15 protein-coding genes and 1 pseudogene are annotated in these 16,266 nt (G+C 71.9%); 6 read left to right on the top strand and 10 right to left on the bottom strand.

Annotated features, from left to right (window positions below; translation table 11 throughout):
* Positions 1-38: 38 nt before the first annotated feature.
* On the bottom strand, positions 39-1,196 hold the full coding sequence (locus tag ACWJ6R_RS04860) for a GAF domain-containing sensor histidine kinase (RefSeq protein ID WP_449061031.1): 1,158 nt from the start codon (positions 1,194-1,196) through the stop codon (positions 39-41).
* A gap of 220 nt (positions 1,197-1,416) precedes the next feature.
* Between ACWJ6R_RS04860 and ACWJ6R_RS04855 the strand changes: the two genes are divergently transcribed.
* The 3 genes from ACWJ6R_RS04855 to serB all read left to right on the top strand — a co-directional run bounded on the left by ACWJ6R_RS04855 (position 1,417) and on the right by serB (position 4,323).
* Positions 1,417-1,929 (top strand): hypothetical protein, encoded by a 513-nt coding sequence (locus ACWJ6R_RS04855; RefSeq protein WP_449061030.1) that lies wholly within the window; start codon positions 1,417-1,419, stop codon positions 1,927-1,929.
* A 265-nt stretch (positions 1,930-2,194) separates the two neighbouring features.
* Positions 2,195-2,893: a LuxR C-terminal-related transcriptional regulator gene (locus ACWJ6R_RS04850; protein WP_449061029.1), complete on the top strand. Its 699-nt coding sequence runs from the start codon at positions 2,195-2,197 to the stop codon at positions 2,891-2,893.
* A 206-nt stretch (positions 2,894-3,099) separates the two neighbouring features.
* Positions 3,100-4,323 (top strand): phosphoserine phosphatase SerB, encoded by a 1,224-nt coding sequence (serB, locus tag ACWJ6R_RS04845; RefSeq protein ID WP_449061028.1) that lies wholly within the window; start codon positions 3,100-3,102, stop codon positions 4,321-4,323.
* 155 nt (positions 4,324-4,478) lie between these two features.
* On the opposite strand, the gene ACWJ6R_RS04840 is transcribed toward serB, so the two are convergent.
* The 4 genes from ACWJ6R_RS04840 to ACWJ6R_RS04825 all read right to left on the bottom strand — a co-directional run bounded on the left by ACWJ6R_RS04840 (position 4,479) and on the right by ACWJ6R_RS04825 (position 9,309).
* The gene (locus ACWJ6R_RS04840; RefSeq protein ID WP_449061027.1) at positions 4,479-4,946 is read right to left on the bottom strand and encodes a SixA phosphatase family protein; all 468 of its coding nucleotides are present in this window, start codon (positions 4,944-4,946) and stop codon (positions 4,479-4,481) included.
* Between the two features lie 530 nt (positions 4,947-5,476).
* A complete protein-coding gene (locus ACWJ6R_RS04835; RefSeq protein ID WP_449061026.1) occupies positions 5,477-7,816 on the bottom strand; it encodes a sodium-translocating pyrophosphatase in 2,340 nt (779 codons plus the stop codon).
* 663 nt (positions 7,817-8,479) lie between these two features.
* Positions 8,480-8,929, bottom strand: coding sequence for an ATP-binding protein (locus ACWJ6R_RS04830; RefSeq protein WP_449061025.1), 450 nt, complete (start codon positions 8,927-8,929; stop codon positions 8,480-8,482).
* A gap of 2 nt (positions 8,930-8,931) precedes the next feature.
* A complete protein-coding gene (locus ACWJ6R_RS04825; protein ID WP_449061024.1) occupies positions 8,932-9,309 on the bottom strand; it encodes an STAS domain-containing protein in 378 nt (125 codons plus the stop codon).
* Between the two features lie 300 nt (positions 9,310-9,609).
* Here ACWJ6R_RS04825 and ACWJ6R_RS04820 point away from each other — a divergent pair.
* Positions 9,610-12,042 (top strand): annotated as a pseudogene (locus ACWJ6R_RS04820) (DEAD/DEAH box helicase); the annotation flags it as partial.
* A 36-nt stretch (positions 12,043-12,078) separates the two neighbouring features.
* On the opposite strand, the gene ACWJ6R_RS04815 reads toward ACWJ6R_RS04820, so the two are convergent.
* Positions 12,079-12,285 (bottom strand): hypothetical protein, encoded by a 207-nt coding sequence (locus ACWJ6R_RS04815; RefSeq protein WP_449061023.1) that lies wholly within the window; start codon positions 12,283-12,285, stop codon positions 12,079-12,081.
* 1,210 nt (positions 12,286-13,495) lie between these two features.
* Between ACWJ6R_RS04815 and ACWJ6R_RS04810 the strand changes: the two genes are divergently transcribed.
* Positions 13,496-13,624: a hypothetical protein gene (locus ACWJ6R_RS04810; protein WP_449061022.1), complete on the top strand. Its 129-nt coding sequence runs from the start codon at positions 13,496-13,498 to the stop codon at positions 13,622-13,624.
* Between the two features lie 327 nt (positions 13,625-13,951).
* The gene (locus tag ACWJ6R_RS04805) at positions 13,952-14,113 is read left to right on the top strand and encodes a hypothetical protein (protein WP_449061021.1); all 162 of its coding nucleotides are present in this window, start codon (positions 13,952-13,954) and stop codon (positions 14,111-14,113) included.
* Between the two features lie 134 nt (positions 14,114-14,247).
* Here the strand turns inward: ACWJ6R_RS04805 and ACWJ6R_RS04800 are convergent, their stop codons facing one another.
* The 4 genes from ACWJ6R_RS04800 to ACWJ6R_RS04785 all read right to left on the bottom strand — a co-directional run.
* Entirely contained in the window at positions 14,248-14,628 is a 381-nt protein-coding gene (locus ACWJ6R_RS04800) for an Rv3654c family TadE-like protein (RefSeq protein WP_449061020.1), read from the bottom strand.
* Positions 14,629-14,910: 282 nt separating this feature from the next.
* Complete coding sequence (locus ACWJ6R_RS04795; RefSeq protein WP_449061019.1) at positions 14,911-15,162, bottom strand: TadE family type IV pilus minor pilin; 252 nt, start codon at positions 15,160-15,162, stop codon at positions 14,911-14,913.
* 79 nt (positions 15,163-15,241) lie between these two features.
* A complete protein-coding gene (locus ACWJ6R_RS04790; RefSeq protein ID WP_449061018.1) occupies positions 15,242-15,394 on the bottom strand; it encodes a DUF4244 domain-containing protein in 153 nt (50 codons plus the stop codon).
* 236 nt (positions 15,395-15,630) lie between these two features.
* On the bottom strand, positions 15,631-16,266 hold a 636-nt coding region (locus ACWJ6R_RS04785; RefSeq protein WP_449061017.1), incomplete at its 5' end, for a type II secretion system F family protein.

The raw sequence follows: 16,266 nt of genomic DNA, 5'->3' as shown, positions 1-16,266 counted from the left end.
CGCCCCCGCTCGCGGTTCCGGCGCCGCCGTACAGGCGCTCACCGGGGCACCTCCATCCGCACCAGCGTGCCGCCGCCTGGTTCCGAGGCCACTCGCACGCTCCCGCCCAGGGCCTGCGCCCGGTCGCCCATCGACGCGATGCCCAGGCCGCGACCGGAGGCCGCGGCCACGTCGAACCCGACCCCGTCGTCACGCACCTCCAGCACCACCCTGCCGCCCTCACCGCCCAGCCGTACGGCGACCGCCCCCGCGTCGGCGTGCCGCGCGGCGTTGTGCAGAGCCTCCTGGGCGACCCGCAGGACGGCCGCCTCGGTCTCCGGTTCCAGCCCGCGCAGCGCGCCCCCGTCGTCTCCGGCGTCTCCGGCGTCGCCGTCGGCCAGCCGGAACGTGAACGACGCCGGGTGGAGCCGGTCCAGCATGCGGACGTGCTTGCGGAGCGTCTCGGCCAGGCCGTGGCGGTCGAGCTCGGCCGGGCGCAGCTCCACGATCACCGCGCGGAGCTCGGCCAGCGCCTCGCCGGCCAGCCGCTCCACCCTCTCCAGCTCCCGCACCGCCCGATCGGGGTCGCGGGTGACCAGCGAGGCCGCCGCCTGGGCGGTGAGCCGGAGCGAGAACAGCTTCTGGGTCACCGCGTCATGCAGCTCGCGGGCCATCCGGGTGCGCTCCTCCACCAGCGCGAGCTCCCGGCCGCGCTCGTAGAGGCGGGCGTTGGTGAGGGCGATCGCGGCGTGCGCGGCGAACATCGTCAGCAGCCGCTGGTCGTCCTCGGTGAACCCGCCGGGGGCGCGCTTGTTGGACAGGAAGACGATGCCGAGCACCTGCTCGCCGTCGCGGATCGGCACCCCGAGGAAGTCCTTGAGCACCGGGTGCGCCCGCGGCCAGGAGTCGAACCGGGGATCCCGGCGGATGTCCGGCAGCCGGATCGGGGCGCCCTCGCGCAGCATCGCGCCGAGCAGCCCGTGCTGGCGGGGTGTCGGGCCGATGGCCGCCCATTCCTCGTCGGAGATGCCCTCGGCGACGAACTCGGCGAACGCCCCCTCGTCGTCGGGCACGCCCAGCGCGGCGTAACGGGCGTCCAGCAGCCGCTGCGCCGAGCGGACGATCACCTGGAGCACCTCGCGGACCGACAGGTGCCTGGTCACCGCGAGCACGGCGGAGCTCACCGCGTGCAGGACGGCGTCCCGATCTCCGTTCACGCGGAGAACTCTAGGCGCACACCCCGGTGGTACGGCCCGGCCACCGAGCCCCACCCCGGCGGCGGGACACCGGCGGCACGCGTCCGGCGACCTCCGTCTGATCACGTCTGATCATCCGCTGACCGGTCTGGCCGTCACCTGCCCGGCCAGTCAGCCGCAAGAGGATTCCAAGTCGATCTCCGCATGCTGGTCGCAACGATCTCATCCCATTGGAGTGACCATGCGCCGGCCCCTGACCGCCCTCGCCGCCATCACCGTGGCGGGAGTCGTGCTGCTCGCCCCCCAGACCGCCAACGCCCAGGTCTTCCAGGCCCAGGCCGCGAACGCTGCGGTGACGGCCCAGCAGGCTCCCCCGCTCTCGCCGCTGAAGCTGACCGCCTACTACCCCCGCAGGGCGTACGCGGGCCGGACGATCACCTACACGCTCAAGACCAAGAACGTCGGCGACTGGTACACCGACATCGCCTACGTCGGCGGCTACGTCCCCAAGCAGGCCTACAAGGTGCGGATCACCGGTCCCTCCGGCTCGTACTGCGAGGCCGACGGGCGCGAGGTCGGCTGCCTGCTCGACCGGCTGAACCCCGGTAAGACCGCCACCGTCAAGGTCAAGGTCTGGCTCCGGGGCAGCGCCCGGGGCACCGCGACCGCCGAGTTCGCCACGGCCTCGATCGACGTCCCCGCGGGGGCCTCGACACCCTCAACATCCATGGCCTCGACACCGGCGTGGACCTGAAGTACGTGAAGGTCAAGACCCGGATCCTCCGCTAGCCGTACCCCGTACGCGCATAGCCGTACCCCGTCCGCGCACCGGGGCCCTGTCCCCGTCGCGGGGGCGGGGGCGGGGTTCCCCACGGAGCCTTGCCCCCGCCACGCCGTTCGGGTGCGCGGCGACACGTCCAGTCCAAGCGCACGGCGCACGCCATCGGCCCAGGCGCACGGCGCACACCGTGCGGACAACCTCATATGCGGCTGAGCCTCCCACCGGGCAGGATCTTCCCATGACCACTCCGGCCACGCTCAGAGTCGTCCTGGCAGAGGACCACTACCTGGTGCGCGAGGGCACCCGCCGACTCCTGGAGTCCACCGGGGAGATCTCCGTGGTGGCAGCCGTGGGCACCGCCGGCGAGCTGTTCGACGCCGCCCGGCGGTTCCGGCCCGACGTGGTCGTCACCGACATCCGGATGCCGAGCCCGGCCGATCCCGTGCGCCCGGGCATGGAGGGCGTCGACGCCGCCCACCGCATCCGGTCCGCCGCACGGGAGCTCGGGGTCATCGGCGTCGTGGTGCTCTCCCAGTTCTCCGACGCGGTGTTCGCCCTCGACCTGTTCCGGGACGGCACCGAGGGACGGGCCTACCTGCTGAAGGACCGGGTCGGGGACATCGACGAGCTGCTCGGCGCGATCCGGTCGGTGGCGGCGGGCGGATCGGTGATCGACCCGAAGGTGGTGGAGGGCCTGCTGGCCAAGCGCGGCGTGCGAGGCGGCCCGCCGCCGGCCGAGCTCACCCCCCGCGAACTGGACGTGCTGCGTGAGATGGCCCACGGCCTGTCCAACGGCGGCATCGCCCGGACCCTGCACCTGTCGGTCTCCGCGATCGAGAAGCACGTGAACGCGATCTTCATGAAACTGGCGCTGGAGAACAGCCCCGACACCCATCGCCGGGTGGCCGCCGTCATCGCCTATCTCGGCTCGGGCTAGGCGGCCGTCAGCGGCCGGAACCCGAGCCCAGGCCGGAACCCGAGCCCGAGCCGGAACCCGAGTCCAAGTCCGAGCCGGGGCCGGAGGGGCCGGAGGGGCCGGAGGGGGCACGGGCGGCGCCCGAACGGGGCGGCCCGCGAACACCGGGCGTCCGGATGATGAACCGCTTACCCGGGTGTTTCCCCGGGCAAGTAGCGTAGGCACCGATGAACCAGCGCACGCTCCTGATCACGTTGACCGGTCCCGACCGCCCGGGCGTCACGTCCCGGCTCTTCGCCGTCCTGGCCGGTTTCCCCGTCGCCGTCGCCGACGTCGAGCAGGTCGTCATCCGCGGCCGGCTCACCCTCGGCGTCCTCGTCGCCTACACCGGCGACACCCCGACCGGAACCGGCGGCACCCTCGGTGCGTTGTGGACCGCCGTCGAGCGCACCGCGGAAGACCTGGGACTGGAGGTGGAGCTTTCCACCGGTTCCGACACCGGGGAGAAGCGCAGGCGCGGCCGGCTGCACGTCACCGTGCTCGGCGCGCCCCTGCATCCCGCCGCCATGGCGGGCATCTCCGGGCGGATCGCCGCCTCCGGGGCCAACATCGACCGGATCGAGCGGCTGTCGAGCTATCCGGTGACCTGCATCGAACTCGCCGTCTCCGGCGCCGATCCGGACGCGCTCCGGGCCGAGCTGGCCATCGAGGCGCACGCCCAGCAGGTGGACGTGGCCGTGCAGCGGACCGGTCTGTACCGCAGGGCCAAGCGGCTGATCGTGATGGACGTGGATTCCACGCTCATCCAGGCCGAGGTGATCGAGCTGCTGGCCGCACACGCCGGCTGCCTGGACGAGGTGGCCCGGGTCACCGAGGAGGCGATGCGCGGCGAGCTCGACTTCGCCGAGTCGCTCCGCCGCCGGGTGGCGCTGCTCGAGGGCCTCCCGGAGGAGATCTTCGAGAAGGTCCGCAAGGAGATCGTGCTCACCCCCGGCGCCCGCACGCTGGTGCGGACGCTCAAGCGGCTCGACTACCGGTTCGCGATCGTCAGCGGCGGCTTCACCCAGCTGACCGACGGACTCGTGCGCGACCTCGGGATCGACTACTCCGCCGCCAACACCCTGGAGGTGGTGGACGGCGTGCTCACCGGGCGGGTGATCGGCGAGATCGTGGACCGGGCCGGAAAGGCGCGGGCCCTGGAGCGCTTCGCCCGCGAGGCGGGCATCCCGCTCAGCCAGACCGTGGCGATCGGCGACGGCGCCAACGACCTGGACATGATCGCCGCCGCGGGTCTGGGCATCGCGTTCAACGCCAAGCCGGTGGTCCGCCAGGCCGCCGACGCCGCGGTCAGCGTGCCGTACCTCGACTCGATCCTCTACCTGCTCGGCATCTCCCGTGCCGAAGTGGAGGCCGCCGACGCCGAGGACGGCCTGCCCGCCGCGGACCGCTGAGGCGAGGACGGCCCGCCCGCCGCAGACCGCTGAGGCGAGGACGGCCCGCTCTCAGCCGACGGCCGAGGCGAGGACGGTGCCCGCCTTCGACCGGCCGCCGAGGTCGGGGACGGTCCCTGCCCTCAGCCGACCCCGAGGCCGGGGGCCGGCCGGGGTCAGCGGTCCTTCGGGCTCCACCGGGTGACCGCGCGTCCGCTCTCCAGCTCCGCCCACGCGTCGGCGGTCTCGATGACGGCGAACGCACCGGGCGGGAACCCCGGGTCGCCGTCACGCGCGGTGAGCTCCATGACCAGCTCATGGACTCCGGGATTGTGCCCGACCAGCAGCAGCGTGCCCACGTCGGGATCGGTCTGCCGGAGCAGCGCGAGCAGGTCGTCGGCGTAGGCCTCGTAGACGTCCCGCTCGAACTCGACGGGAGCTCCGGGCAGGACCAGCTCGGCGGTCCGCCGGGTCCGCACCGCCGGAGAGCAGAGCACCAGGTCAGGCTGGAGCCCCAGCTCGGCGAGAACCTCACCGACCCTGCGGGCGTCACGTTCGCCCCTCTCGGTGAGGGGACGCTCCCGGTCGGCGAGGCCGGTGTGGTCGGCGGCCTTGGCGTGCCGCAGCACGATCAGCGTGCGCATCCTCACCTCGCCGCCCACATGGCGATCCCGGCGAGCACCGCGAACACCGCGACCATCGCCAGCAGGATCATGATGAGCGTCTTTCCCCCGGAAGGCTGCTGTTCCATCGGGTTCCCGGCACTCCCGGCGGGGGCGTGCCGTCCCTCCTCTTGAGATCTCGTCGTGTCGTCCCGGCGGCCGGACCCGGCCGCCTCCGGCTGCCTCGGCGAAGGGAGACGGGACGCGCCTCCCCTGGGTGCGGAGGAGTCACCGCTCAGTTTCCCACCGGGACCGCCCGCCCGCGCAGAAGGGGTGCGCGGTTCCCCGCGCACCCCTTCGATTGTGACCAGGCCGGGCGTTCGGCGGTGGCCAGGCCAGGCGTTGGGCGGTGGCCAGGCCAGGCGTTGGGCGGTGGCCCACCCGGGCGAGCCGCCCGTGGGACCCGTTCAGCGGGGCTCCGGCCGTACGGCGGGCGCACGGGTGAGCCGCCCGCGCGAGCGTACGAGGGAGCCGCCCGCGCGGGCCGTGCCGAGGCTCCGGCCGTACGGAGCTCAGCCGGCGATCGGCTCGGGCTCCGGCTCGTGGTCCGGACTGTTGTTCCCGGCCGGTGAGTCGTCGTCCACCGAGCGGCGCTTGGAGACGACCACGGCGGCGATCACCACGACCACGGCGACCGCCGCGATGCCGACCCGCAGCGCCACGTTGTCGGCATAGACCACGACGGCCGGGGCGATCAGCAGCGCGACCAGGTTCATCACCTTGATGAGCGGGTTGATGGCCGGTCCCGCGGTGTCCTTGAACGGGTCGCCGACCGTGTCGCCGATGACCGTCGCCGCGTGGGCCTCGGAGCCCTTGCCGCCGTGGTGCCCGTCCTCGACCAGTTTCTTGGCGTTGTCCCAGGCGCCGCCCGAGTTGGCCAGGAACACCGCCATGAGCGTGCCGCAGGCGATGGCTCCGGCCAGGAAGGCGCCGAGCGGCGCGTATCCGAGCGCGAAGCCCACCGCGATCGGCGTCATCACCGCGAGCAGGCCGGGCGTGGCCAGCTCACGGAGCGAGTCGCGGGTGCAGATGTCCACGACCCGGCCGTACTCCGGCAGCTCGGTGCCGGCCATGATGCCCGGCTTGGTGCGGAACTGCTCGCGCACCTCGAAGACCACGCGCATGGCCGCCCTGCCGACCGCCATGATCGCCAGCCCGGAGAACATGAACACGACCGCGGCGCCGATGATCAGGCCGACGAGCACGTTCGGCGAGTCGACGCCGAGGCTGAACGTGGCGAAGGACCCCAGCGCGTCCTTCACTCCCTGCGTGGCCCCGGTCAGCTCGGACTCGACCGCCGTCCGGAAGGCGCCGAACAGCGCCGTCGCGGCGAGCACGGCCGTGGCGATCGCGATGCCCTTGGTGATGGCCTTGGTGGTGTTGCCGACGGCGTCCAGCGAGGTGAGCACCGCGGCGCCCTCGCCCTCGACGTCGCCGGACATCTCCGCGATGCCCTGCGCGTTGTCGGAGACCGGGCCGAAGGTGTCCATGGACACGATCACGCCCACCGTGGTCAGCAGGCCGGTGCCGGCCAGTGCCACGGCGAACAGGGCGACGGTGACGTTGCCGAAGCCGAGCAGGAACGCGCCGTAGACCGCGCCGCCGATGAGCAGCGCCGAGTAGACCGCCGACTCCAGACCGACGCTGATGCCGGCCAGGATGACCGTGGCGGGCCCGGTGACGGAGCTCTCCCCGATCTCCCGTACGGGGCGCCGGTTGGTCTCGGTGAAGTAGCCGGTGAGGACCTGGATGGCGCTGGCCAGGACCAGGCCGATCAGCACCGCGCCGATCGCGATGAGCCTGGGGTCGGAGTCGACGGCCGCGATCGCCGGGCTCACCCCGTCCAGCTCGGCGAAGCTGGCCGGCAGGTAGAGGAAGGCGGCCGCCGCGACCAGCACCGCGGAGATCGCCGCGGAGATGAAGAAGCCGCGGTTGATGGCCGCCATGCCGTTGCGGTCACCGCTGCGCGGAGAGGTGACGAAGATGCCGATGATCGCGGTGAGCACGCCGACCATCGGCACGATCAGCGGGAACACCAGGCCCTCGGTGCCGAAGGCCACCTTGCCCAGGATGAGGCTGGCGACCAGCATGACCGCGTAGGACTCGAACAGGTCGGCCGCCATGCCCGCGCAGTCGCCGACGTTGTCGCCCACGTTGTCGGCGATGGTGGCGGCGTTGCGCGGGTCGTCCTCGGGGATGCCCTGCTCGACCTTGCCGACCAGGTCGGCGCCGACGTCGGCCGCCTTGGTGAAGATGCCGCCGCCGACCCTCATGAACATCGCGAGCAGGGCGGCGCCGAAGCCGAAGCCCTCCAGCACGGCGGGCGCGTCACCCTTGTAGACGAACACCACGATGGCGGCGCCGAGCAGGCCCAGGCCGACGGTGAACATGCCCGCCACACCACCGGTGCGGAAGGCGATGCGCATCGCCACTTTCTCTCCGGCGGTGCGGGCGGCGGCGGCGACGCGGACGTTCCCCCGGACCGCCAGCCACATTCCCATGAATCCGGTCAATGCGGAGAAGCCCGCACCGATCACGAAAAACACCGACCGCCCGATCTTCACCTCCGTCGAAACCGCCGGGAGCAGATACAGCAGGAAGGGAATGGCGATGACGAATACGGCGAGCGTGCGGAACTGCCGCCCCAGATATGCGGCGGCTCCTTCCTGCACGGCCCTTGAGATGTTCTGCATGCGCTCGGTGCCCTGGTCGGCGGCGAGCACCTCGCGGACGAGGCCGCCGGCGACGGCGAGCGCGAGCAGGGCTACGGCGGCGACCACGACCACGATGGTCAGGTGGGAACCGCTCAGGGATACCGCTGTCTCATCGACGGCGGCGAGATGGACAGACATCCGACTCTCCTCGGCAAGACGGGAACACGTCCTGCCCGGAGTGCGCTGCGATGAGTGGATCGGTGGGTCGGCGGCACACATCCGGGCGATTGGCAGTGCCGCTTCCGGTTGCGTCCACAGACCTTCTTTCGGAGCGGAACCCGACAAGAGTCCCGTCCGAAGGACAAACCTTGGCCGGTGCGGGGAGTCTACGCAGCAAGGACGCGGATATGAAGCCTCTGCACACCGCCAATCGGCGACGTGTCCAACAGTGCCCGCGAACCCGCCTGCTTATACCACCGTTCATGCTGGTGAGTGCCGCTTATATCAATATTTTCGCGACATTTCGGGCTACACATTTATCCAGTTAAAGAAGACCGAAAATCGCTGGAGAGGCCACCTGGGCGGATACCGGGGCATGGGGGACGAAGCCGCCGGGGCATGGAGAGGGTCGGACCGGGCAGGTCCCGGCTTCCAGGACTCCGTTGCCCGATTGCCTGGATCATGCGGTGGACCCCCGTGGCAGGCCGTCTTGACGCAGGACATCATCGGCTTCCGCGAAGTCACACCGAATCGGGCAACGGAGTCTTCCAGGCCCGGACACGACGACGACCGGACGCGCCCGTGTGGGCACGTCCGGTCGTCGGAGAAGCCGTCGCCCGGAGGCCGCGGGCCGGCCCCGGATCAGACCGGGGACAGGCCGTTCGGCGCGGCGGGCCAGCTCATGCGGATGCGCATGCCCTTCTGGCTCGGGAAGACCTCGACGTCGTCAGCCAGCCCCGCGATGACCGCGATGCCGAACCCGGACATCAGCGTGTCGGGGACCTTCCCGAGGAGGTCTTCGAGAGAGGGCGTGGCGCGCTCCTGCCGCTCCAGCTCATCGCTCGGGGCCGCGTCGGTGACGATCACCTCGAACCGCCCCGAGTCGTCGCACAGCTCGATGCGGATCGGCTCCCCCGGGCAGTGCAGGCGATGCGCCTCGACCGCCCGGGAGCAGGCCTCACCGACGGCGAGCCGTACCTCGTCCAGCAGGGACTCCTCCACCCCGGTACGGCGCGCGATCGCGGTGGCGACCAGGCGCGCCGTACGCACGTGGGCGGGAAGGGCGCTGAACGTCAGCTCGACGGTGGCCATGGCTACTTGTCTCGGCCGTGGGCTTCCTTGGCCTCCTCGACCGAGGCGTAGATGCCGAAGACCTTGGTCAGGCCCGTGATCCGGAAGATCTTCAAGATGCGCTCCTGGGTGCAGACGAGCTCCAGGGAGCCGTCGTGCGCCCGGACGCGCTTGAGCCCGCCGACCAGGACGCCGAGACCCGTGGAGTCGAGGAAGTCGACCTTCTCCATGTTGACCAGGAGGTGGAAGTTCCCCTTGTTGACCAGGAGGTGGAAGTTCCCCTTGTTGACCAGGTCGATGAGGAGCTCACGCAATCTGGGCGCGGTGTAGACATCGATCTCACCCTCGACCTCGACGATAGTGAGACGGTCCTCGGAATGGTGGTCCAACTTCAGATCCACAGATCCTCCAGCGCCTTGCCTGCGAAAATACCGATTCAGGCGTGACTTCTGGGACCTGGAGGTCCCTAGACGACAAGCCCCGACGCGCGGCATTCAACCATGCGTACGCTCAGTGTCTATACGAAATCACGATTCCCGGCGACTCTGCCCACAGATGCGAGACTGAAAACCAGTGAGCCCGTCCTCTTCCTCACCGTCGCGAGCAGATCCTCTCCTGTCCCGTCTGCTCGGCGTTCCCGCACGTCGGGAGCGCGTCACCCACGTGGAGCACGTTCCAGCACGTCAGGCGGGTCAAGCCCGATGGCCGGATTGGGTCAGCGAAACGCTGGTTACGCGCTGGGCGAACCAGGGTATTTTCGGTCTTTGGCCACATCAGGCGGAGGCCGCCGAGCTGGCCCGCCGTGGCCGAAACGTGATCATCGCCACCGGCACCGCCTCGGGCAAGTCCCTGGCCTACCAGGTTCCCGCGCTCAGCTCGGTGCTGGACGGGGGCACCGCCCTCTACCTGACGCCCACCAAGGCCCTGGCCGCCGACCAGCTCCGCGCTCTGGAAGCACTCGACGTGCCCGGACTGCGCGCCGCGGCCTACGACGGCGACACCCCCTACGAGGAGCGGGCCTGGATCCGGCGGCACGCCAACTACGTGCTCACCAACCCGGACATGCTCCACCGCGGCCTGCTGCCGGGCCACGCCCGCTGGTCGGGCTTCTGGCGACGGCTGCGGACGGTCGTGGTGGACGAGTGCCACGGCTACCGGGGCGTCTTCGGCTCCCACGTGGCGCAGATCCTGCGCCGCCTGCGCCGGATCTGCGCCCGGTACGGCTCGTCCCCGGTGTTCGTCCTCGCCTCCGCCACGGCCAGCGACCCCGGCGCCTTCGCGATGCGCCTGACGGGCCTCCAGGCGGCCGAGGTGACCATGGACGCCTCTCCCCGGGGTTCGATCACCTTCGCCCTCTGGGAGCCGCCCCTGACCGATCTGCGGGGCGAGCGCGGCGCACCCGTCCGGCGGCCCGCCCCGGCGGAGACCGCGGACCTCCTCGCCGACCTCGTCCTCGGCGGGACCCGCACCCTCGCCTTCGTCCGCTCCCGCCGCGCCGCCGAGTCCGTGGCCCTGTCCGCCCGGGCCAGACTCTCCGACCTGGCCTCGGGCATGGTCTCCCACCGACCTCCCTCCTCGTCCCGGACGACCTCGGCGGTCCCGCGTCCGGGACGGACCCCGCGGACCTCGACCACCTCGCATCCCGAACGGACCCCGCGGATCCCGACGACCTCCCGTCGCGAACGGACCTCGACCACCTCGCATTCCGAACGGACCCGGCCGGCCCCGCACCCCGGACGGACCCGGCGGCCCCGTCCGGCTCGTCCTCCCCGACCGCCCCGGCGTTCCCCCCGAACCTCGCGGATCTGCCCGGCAAGGTCGCCGCCTACCGGGCCGGATACCTCGCCGAGGAGCGCCGAGGACTGGAACGGGCGCTGCGGTCGGGGGACCTCCTCGGACTGGCCACGACCAATGCCCTGGAACTCGGTGTCGACGTGTCGGGACTGGACGCCGTCCTCATCGCGGGGTGGCCGGGCACCCGGGCGTCGCTGTGGCAGCAGGCCGGACGGGCGGGCCGCGCGGGCCAGGACGCGCTGGCCGTGCTGATCGCCAGGGACGACCCGCTCGACACCTACCTGGTCCACCATCCGGAGGCCCTGTTCGGGCGGCCGGTGGAGGCGATCGTGCTCGATCCCGGCAACCCCTACGTCCTGGGCCCGCATCTGTGCGCGGCGGCCGCCGAGATCCCCCTCACCGAGGAGGACCTGGAGATCTTCGGTCCGACCTCGAAGGAGGTTCTCGCCTCACTGGTCGACGACGGCCTGCTCAGACGGCGGCCGACGGGGTGGTTCTGGACCCGGCGGGAACGGGCGACCGACCTCGCCGACATCCGGGGCTCCGGAGGGGCGCCCGTGCAGGTGGTGGAGCTGTCCACCGGGTGCCTCCTGGGGACCGTGGACGAGTCGTCGGCCCACACGACCGTGCACACCGGAGCCGTCTATCTGCACCAGGGGGAGACGTTCCTCGTCACCGAGCTCGACCTGGAGGCGGGCGTCGCGCTGGTCGAAGCGGGCACCCCCGACTACACGACCTTCGCCAGGGACGTCACCGAGATCTCCGTCCTGGAGTCGCTCCGTTCGCACGCGCTCGGTCCGGGGGAACTGCACTTCGGCTCGGTGGAGGTCACCCGCCAGGTCGTCTCCTACCTCAAGCGCCGTCTGCAGAGCGGCGAGCTCCTCGGCGACGAGGAGCTCGATCTGCCTCCGCGCACGCTGCGCACCCGCGCGGTCTGGTGGACGCTGCCCGCCTCGGCGGTCTCACCCCTGGCCGAGGCGGGGCTGGACCTGGGGGGAGCGGCGCACGCCGCCGAACACGCCTCCATCGGCATGCTCCCGCTGTTCGCGACCTGCGACCGGTGGGACATCGGCGGCGTCTCCACCGAGCTCCACGCCGACACCGGCCTGCTCACCGTCTTCGTCTACGACGGCCACGAGGGCGGCGCGGGCTTCGCCGAACGAGGGTTCTCCCGCGCCCTCGAATGGCTCACCGCGACCAGGGAGGCCATCGCCTCCTGCGAGTGCGAGCACGGCTGTCCCTCCTGCATCCAGTCCCCCAAATGCGGAAACGGCAACGAACCCCTGGACAAGGCCGGCGCCCTGCGCCTCCTCGCCGTCCTGCTCTCGATGGACGGATGACGGAGACCGCTCAGGACGACCGCGGGACGGCACCGTTCACGGCCGCCCTCCACCGCCGGAGCGGAGCCGGCCGGAACGGAACCCGCCGGGCATGCCGAGGTCGTGCTCGTCCTCGTCCCGGTCCTCCGCCCAGAAGTCCGTCGCGCCGGGCTGGGGCCGCTCCCAGAACCCGCTGTCCTCGATGGAGCGGGGTGCGGGCGGCAGGTAACCGTCCCATCGGCCTCCGCCGCTCCGGATCGCCACAGGGACGACGCTGCCGATCTCAGGAATCGGCGCCGCCGCGGGCAGGGCGGCATCCGCCGACTCGAAACGGATGGGCGGGATCTCCGCAGTCGCACCGCGCTCTTCCGGACGGCCCGCGGGTCCGGTCCGCCCGGCTTCGGCGGACACCGCCTGTCCGGCTTCCACGGGCACGACCGGTCGCGCTCCGCCGGAATCGATTTCACCCGGTGACGCCGTATCCGGGGCCCTCCCGCCTCCCTCGGTGAAGGATCGGGTCACGGGCGGTGCATCCGCGGGGCCCCCGGCCGGTCTCCGGGAGTGCGGCATCCGGACCACCGCGAGGATGACCGCGGGACGGCGGGGTATTCCCGGCGTCTCTCCGGCGGCGGCCGGGCTCCGATCCGCCCCGGCTCCGCCATCGCGGGGAACGGCACCGCCGCGCATGGCGGCGCCGCCGCGTGAGGTGTCGTCTCCACTCGGAAAAGCGCCGCCACGCCGAGCGAACCCACCACGTGAAATGCCGTCCCTGTCCGGAACGGCGTCCTCGTCCGGGACTGTGGCAGCCGGGCCTTCCCTGGAGCCACCGGTCGCACGTTCACCGGTCCGGCCGGTCGACCACCTGCGGCGAACCCACGCGCCGCCGTGCGCACCGAGAAGCAACAGGAGCATTCCTCCGGCGACGAAAAGCCCGAGACCGCCCATTCCACCTGTCACCGGCCCGGGGGGACGGGCGAGATCCGCTTTCCCAGCAGGCGCGGTCTCCGCCGTCTGGGAACCCGTCCTCCCCGTCCCGGCTCCTTTCTCCGCCTCCCCCTTCGCCTCGGGATCCGCCGTTCCGAAGCCGGCTGCAGTGGAACCGGCCGCCTCGGCCTCGGAGTCCGTATCCGGCCCCGCACCGTCTCCGGTCTCCTCCTGAGGCGGGGACACCTCTTCGGGGGCCGCCTCCGAGGACCGGGCCCGGCTCGTCACCGTGTCCTTCTGCGGCAGCCGGGGGAGGTTCTCGACCCCGGACCGCCGATCGTCCTCTCCGCCGTTCGAGTCGTCCCGCCGGACACCGGTGTCATGCCGGGCACCGGTGCCATGCCGGGCACCGGTGCCATGCCGGTCCGCTTCGCCTCCACCGGAACGTGCGCGCTCCGGCGCCTCCGGGGCGGGGACGCTCACCACTGCGGCGGCGGACCGGCCCGAGACGAGGGTGCCGCCTCTGCCGTCGCTCCGGACCGCCCGCACCGTGAACCCGATCCTTCTCCCCGCGGCCTTGGCCGGAAGCACCAGGGTCGCGCTGCACGAGCCTCCGCCGCATGCACCGCTCACCCCCACGGCGCCGACCCTGCCGATCCCGCTGGTGAAGATCTCGTAGCCTCGGAGATCGGGTTCGGCCCCCCGGCTCCAGGTGAGCACGGCCCGGTCACCTCGCAGCCGGACACCCACCCCGCCGGGTGGCGCGGGAGGAACGGACTGGACCAGCGTCCGGGACGTCTCATCCCATTTCCCGCCCAGCAGCTTGCCCCGCTCGACGAGCTTGATGGTGTGGCGACCGTTCGGATGCCTGCGGGGATCCCAGGCGTAGGAGACGCTCCGGTCTCCCTTCGCGACCTGCCTGCCGTTGACGTAGAGCACCGCGTCGAAGACCAGATCGACCCGGCCCGAGATCGCCACCTTCCGGTCCGACGTGACCCGTGACGGCATGTCCAGACTCGCCTTGGCATGGGCGGGGCCCGCTACGGCGAGCATCGCGGAAACCGACACGATCGGAGCGATCACCACCGCGGTGACCAGGCTGCGAACCGTCGTCACGACGCCTCCCTTCGTCGAGGGCCGCGCCGCGGCCGCCCTCTTCCGGAGCTGAACGCGAGACGGCATGGACGCTAGGTAAGTAGAACATTACGTGAGCTTTTCGGCTTTTAGACGATGAGTCCAAGAAGTTGTGATTCGATCGCGACTTCATCCCCGTCCTCGGGCCTACCGGCTCAGCATCAGGCCTCACCCAGCCGGGCCGGTGATGTGCACGGGGCCGGCCCGTGCCCTGGCCACGGCTTCCCGGTCCCCCGCGACCGGAAGTGAGAACCCCACCGCGACCTGGACGTCCACGACACCGTCGGCTCCGGTGGAGCACCGCAGGAGCCTGGCCCCGTTCGCGACCGCCAGCGAGCTCGCATCAGCGCACCCCCTGCCGGGCTCGGTGAAGGCGAGCCGCGCGGCGGCGAGCGCCCCGAGATCAGCGGCGGCCTGCGCACGGAGTCGCGCCACCCTGGCCGTCCCGGCGAGCACCACCGTCATCGCCAGCGTGAAGAGCACCGACATGACCGCGGCGGTCCAGACCGTCGCCGAACCGCGCTCCCTGCTATCCATCGCCTGCGGCACGGACCCCTCCGTCAACCGTCCCGATGCCGGAGCTCCGATTTCCTGCGAGGAAGGCATCCGCTCCGCTCCCTACAGGCGAGCCCGGCTGCCCCGCGGACGGATCCCGCTCCACGGACGGGCCCGCCCGCCCCGCCCCCGGCTCGGTGGCGGAGACCGCGACACCCGCCCCCGGCTCGGTGGCGGAGACCGCGATCGCACGAACGGTCACCTCCGGCAGAGAGAGACCCCACCGAGGCCTCACTCCAGCCCTCACCTCCACTCGCACGCGGTCTGCGTCGCGTGTCACCTCCGTCTGCGCCCGGCCGGGGCGGCCGCGAGCACGCCGCTCCTCACCCGCTCGAGTGTTTCGCCTCTGGAGGCGGCCCGTGCCCCCGCCCGGGCCGCGTCCACGCACTCCAATTGGGCTCCGACCACGGCGATCGCCCACAGCCCCGCGGCGAGGATCACCATCAGGGCCGGCAGCGCCGCCGCGGTCTCCGCGGTCACCGACCCCCGCGACGAGCGCGGGGCACCTGGACGGACCGTCGGGATCACCGATCGCCTCCAGCTCGCAAACGCGGGTCTTCGGGCCGGACTCTTCGCCCGGCCGCCTCCGACCCGGACGATCCGGCCCTCAAGCCTGAGCTCCCTGACCCGTGGTGTTCAGCGCCCGGTCGATGAGGACTCTGATCATCTCCTGCACCTCCGGACTCGTCACGACCTTGAAGAGAAGGGCGGCGAACGCGCAGGCGGCGATGGTGCCGACGGCGTATTCGGCGGTGGACATGCCTCGGTCTCGGCCCGGGCCGGCGCCCAGCGAGGAACGGCGCCTCCACCACCTCACCAGTGCGCGTCCGCAACCATCGGTGCTCGATCCAGTCATCGTTTCCTCCTGAGGATGCGAAGCCGTGCCTCCCGCCCGGCGTCGGTCACCCCAGGTTCCGCGATATTCACATCACCCTGTGGACAAGAGCGGGATTCTGTGGAAAAGCGCTCCACGAGCACGTCACCCCTGTGGATAACTCAGGGGAGCATGATCTCGCCGGCGAGGCCCGCGACGACCGGGACGATGCCGAGAAGGACGAAGGCCGGCAGGAAGCAGAGGCCCAGCGGCGCGACCACCTGGATTCCCACCCGCCGCGCGGCGGCCGCCGACACCGCCCGGGCCGCATGCCTGGAGTCGTCGGCGGCCCTCGTCAGCACGTCGGCCACCGGAGCGCCACTGAGCGCCGCCCGGCTCATGGTCCGGGCGAGTGGAGCGAGCGCGCGATCGGCCGCCAGGGCGAGCCAGGCGTGCTCCGGTGCGGCTCCCAGCCTCAGCTGGCCGCTCACCCGTGCCAGGCGGTCTCCGAGCGGCCCGCCGACCGCCTGGACGGTCACATCGAGAGCACCGGCGATGGGTTGTCCCGCCCGCAGGCAGGCCACCATCAGATCGGCCGCCAGCGGCAGGTCGGCCGTGATCCGCTCGCGTTCCCGGCGTTGCGTCGGCCCCTCCCGCCTCCGCAGGGTCAGCAGCACGGCCACGGCGCCCGCGCCTCCCACCACGACCCCTGCCGCACCACCCACCACCAGGAAGGCCATCAGTGCGGTGGCGGCCGCGATCGCGGCCTCACGCCGACTCGGTCGCCTCCTGCCGGTGTCGCCCACCCCCCGCCCCCC

The sequence above is a fragment of the Planomonospora algeriensis genome (genome assembly GCF_977012225.1).
This window is presented reverse-complemented; position numbering and strand designations above follow the sequence as displayed.

Bases quoted from the DNA above. Each gene is read 5' to 3' on its own strand.
- ACWJ6R_RS04835 (WP_449061026.1), bottom strand. From the start codon at position 7,816: ATGTCTGTCCATCTCGCCGCCGTCGATGAGACAGCGGTATCCCTGAGC.
- ACWJ6R_RS04790 (WP_449061018.1), bottom strand. From the start codon at position 15,394: ATGTCCACCGCCGAATACGCCGTCGGCACCATCGCCGCCTGCGCGTTC.
- ACWJ6R_RS04855 (WP_449061030.1), top strand. From the start codon at position 1,417: ATGCGCCGGCCCCTGACCGCCCTCGCCGCCATCACCGTGGCGGGAGTC.
- ACWJ6R_RS04850 (WP_449061029.1), top strand. From the start codon at position 2,195: ATGACCACTCCGGCCACGCTCAGAGTCGTCCTGGCAGAGGACCACTAC.
- ACWJ6R_RS04840 (WP_449061027.1), bottom strand. From the start codon at position 4,946: ATGCGCACGCTGATCGTGCTGCGGCACGCCAAGGCCGCCGACCACACC.
- ACWJ6R_RS04830 (WP_449061025.1), bottom strand. From the start codon at position 8,929: ATGGCCACCGTCGAGCTGACGTTCAGCGCCCTTCCCGCCCACGTGCGT.
- ACWJ6R_RS04805 (WP_449061021.1), top strand. From the start codon at position 13,952: ATGTCCAGACTCGCCTTGGCATGGGCGGGGCCCGCTACGGCGAGCATC.
- serB (WP_449061028.1), top strand. From the start codon at position 3,100: ATGAACCAGCGCACGCTCCTGATCACGTTGACCGGTCCCGACCGCCCG.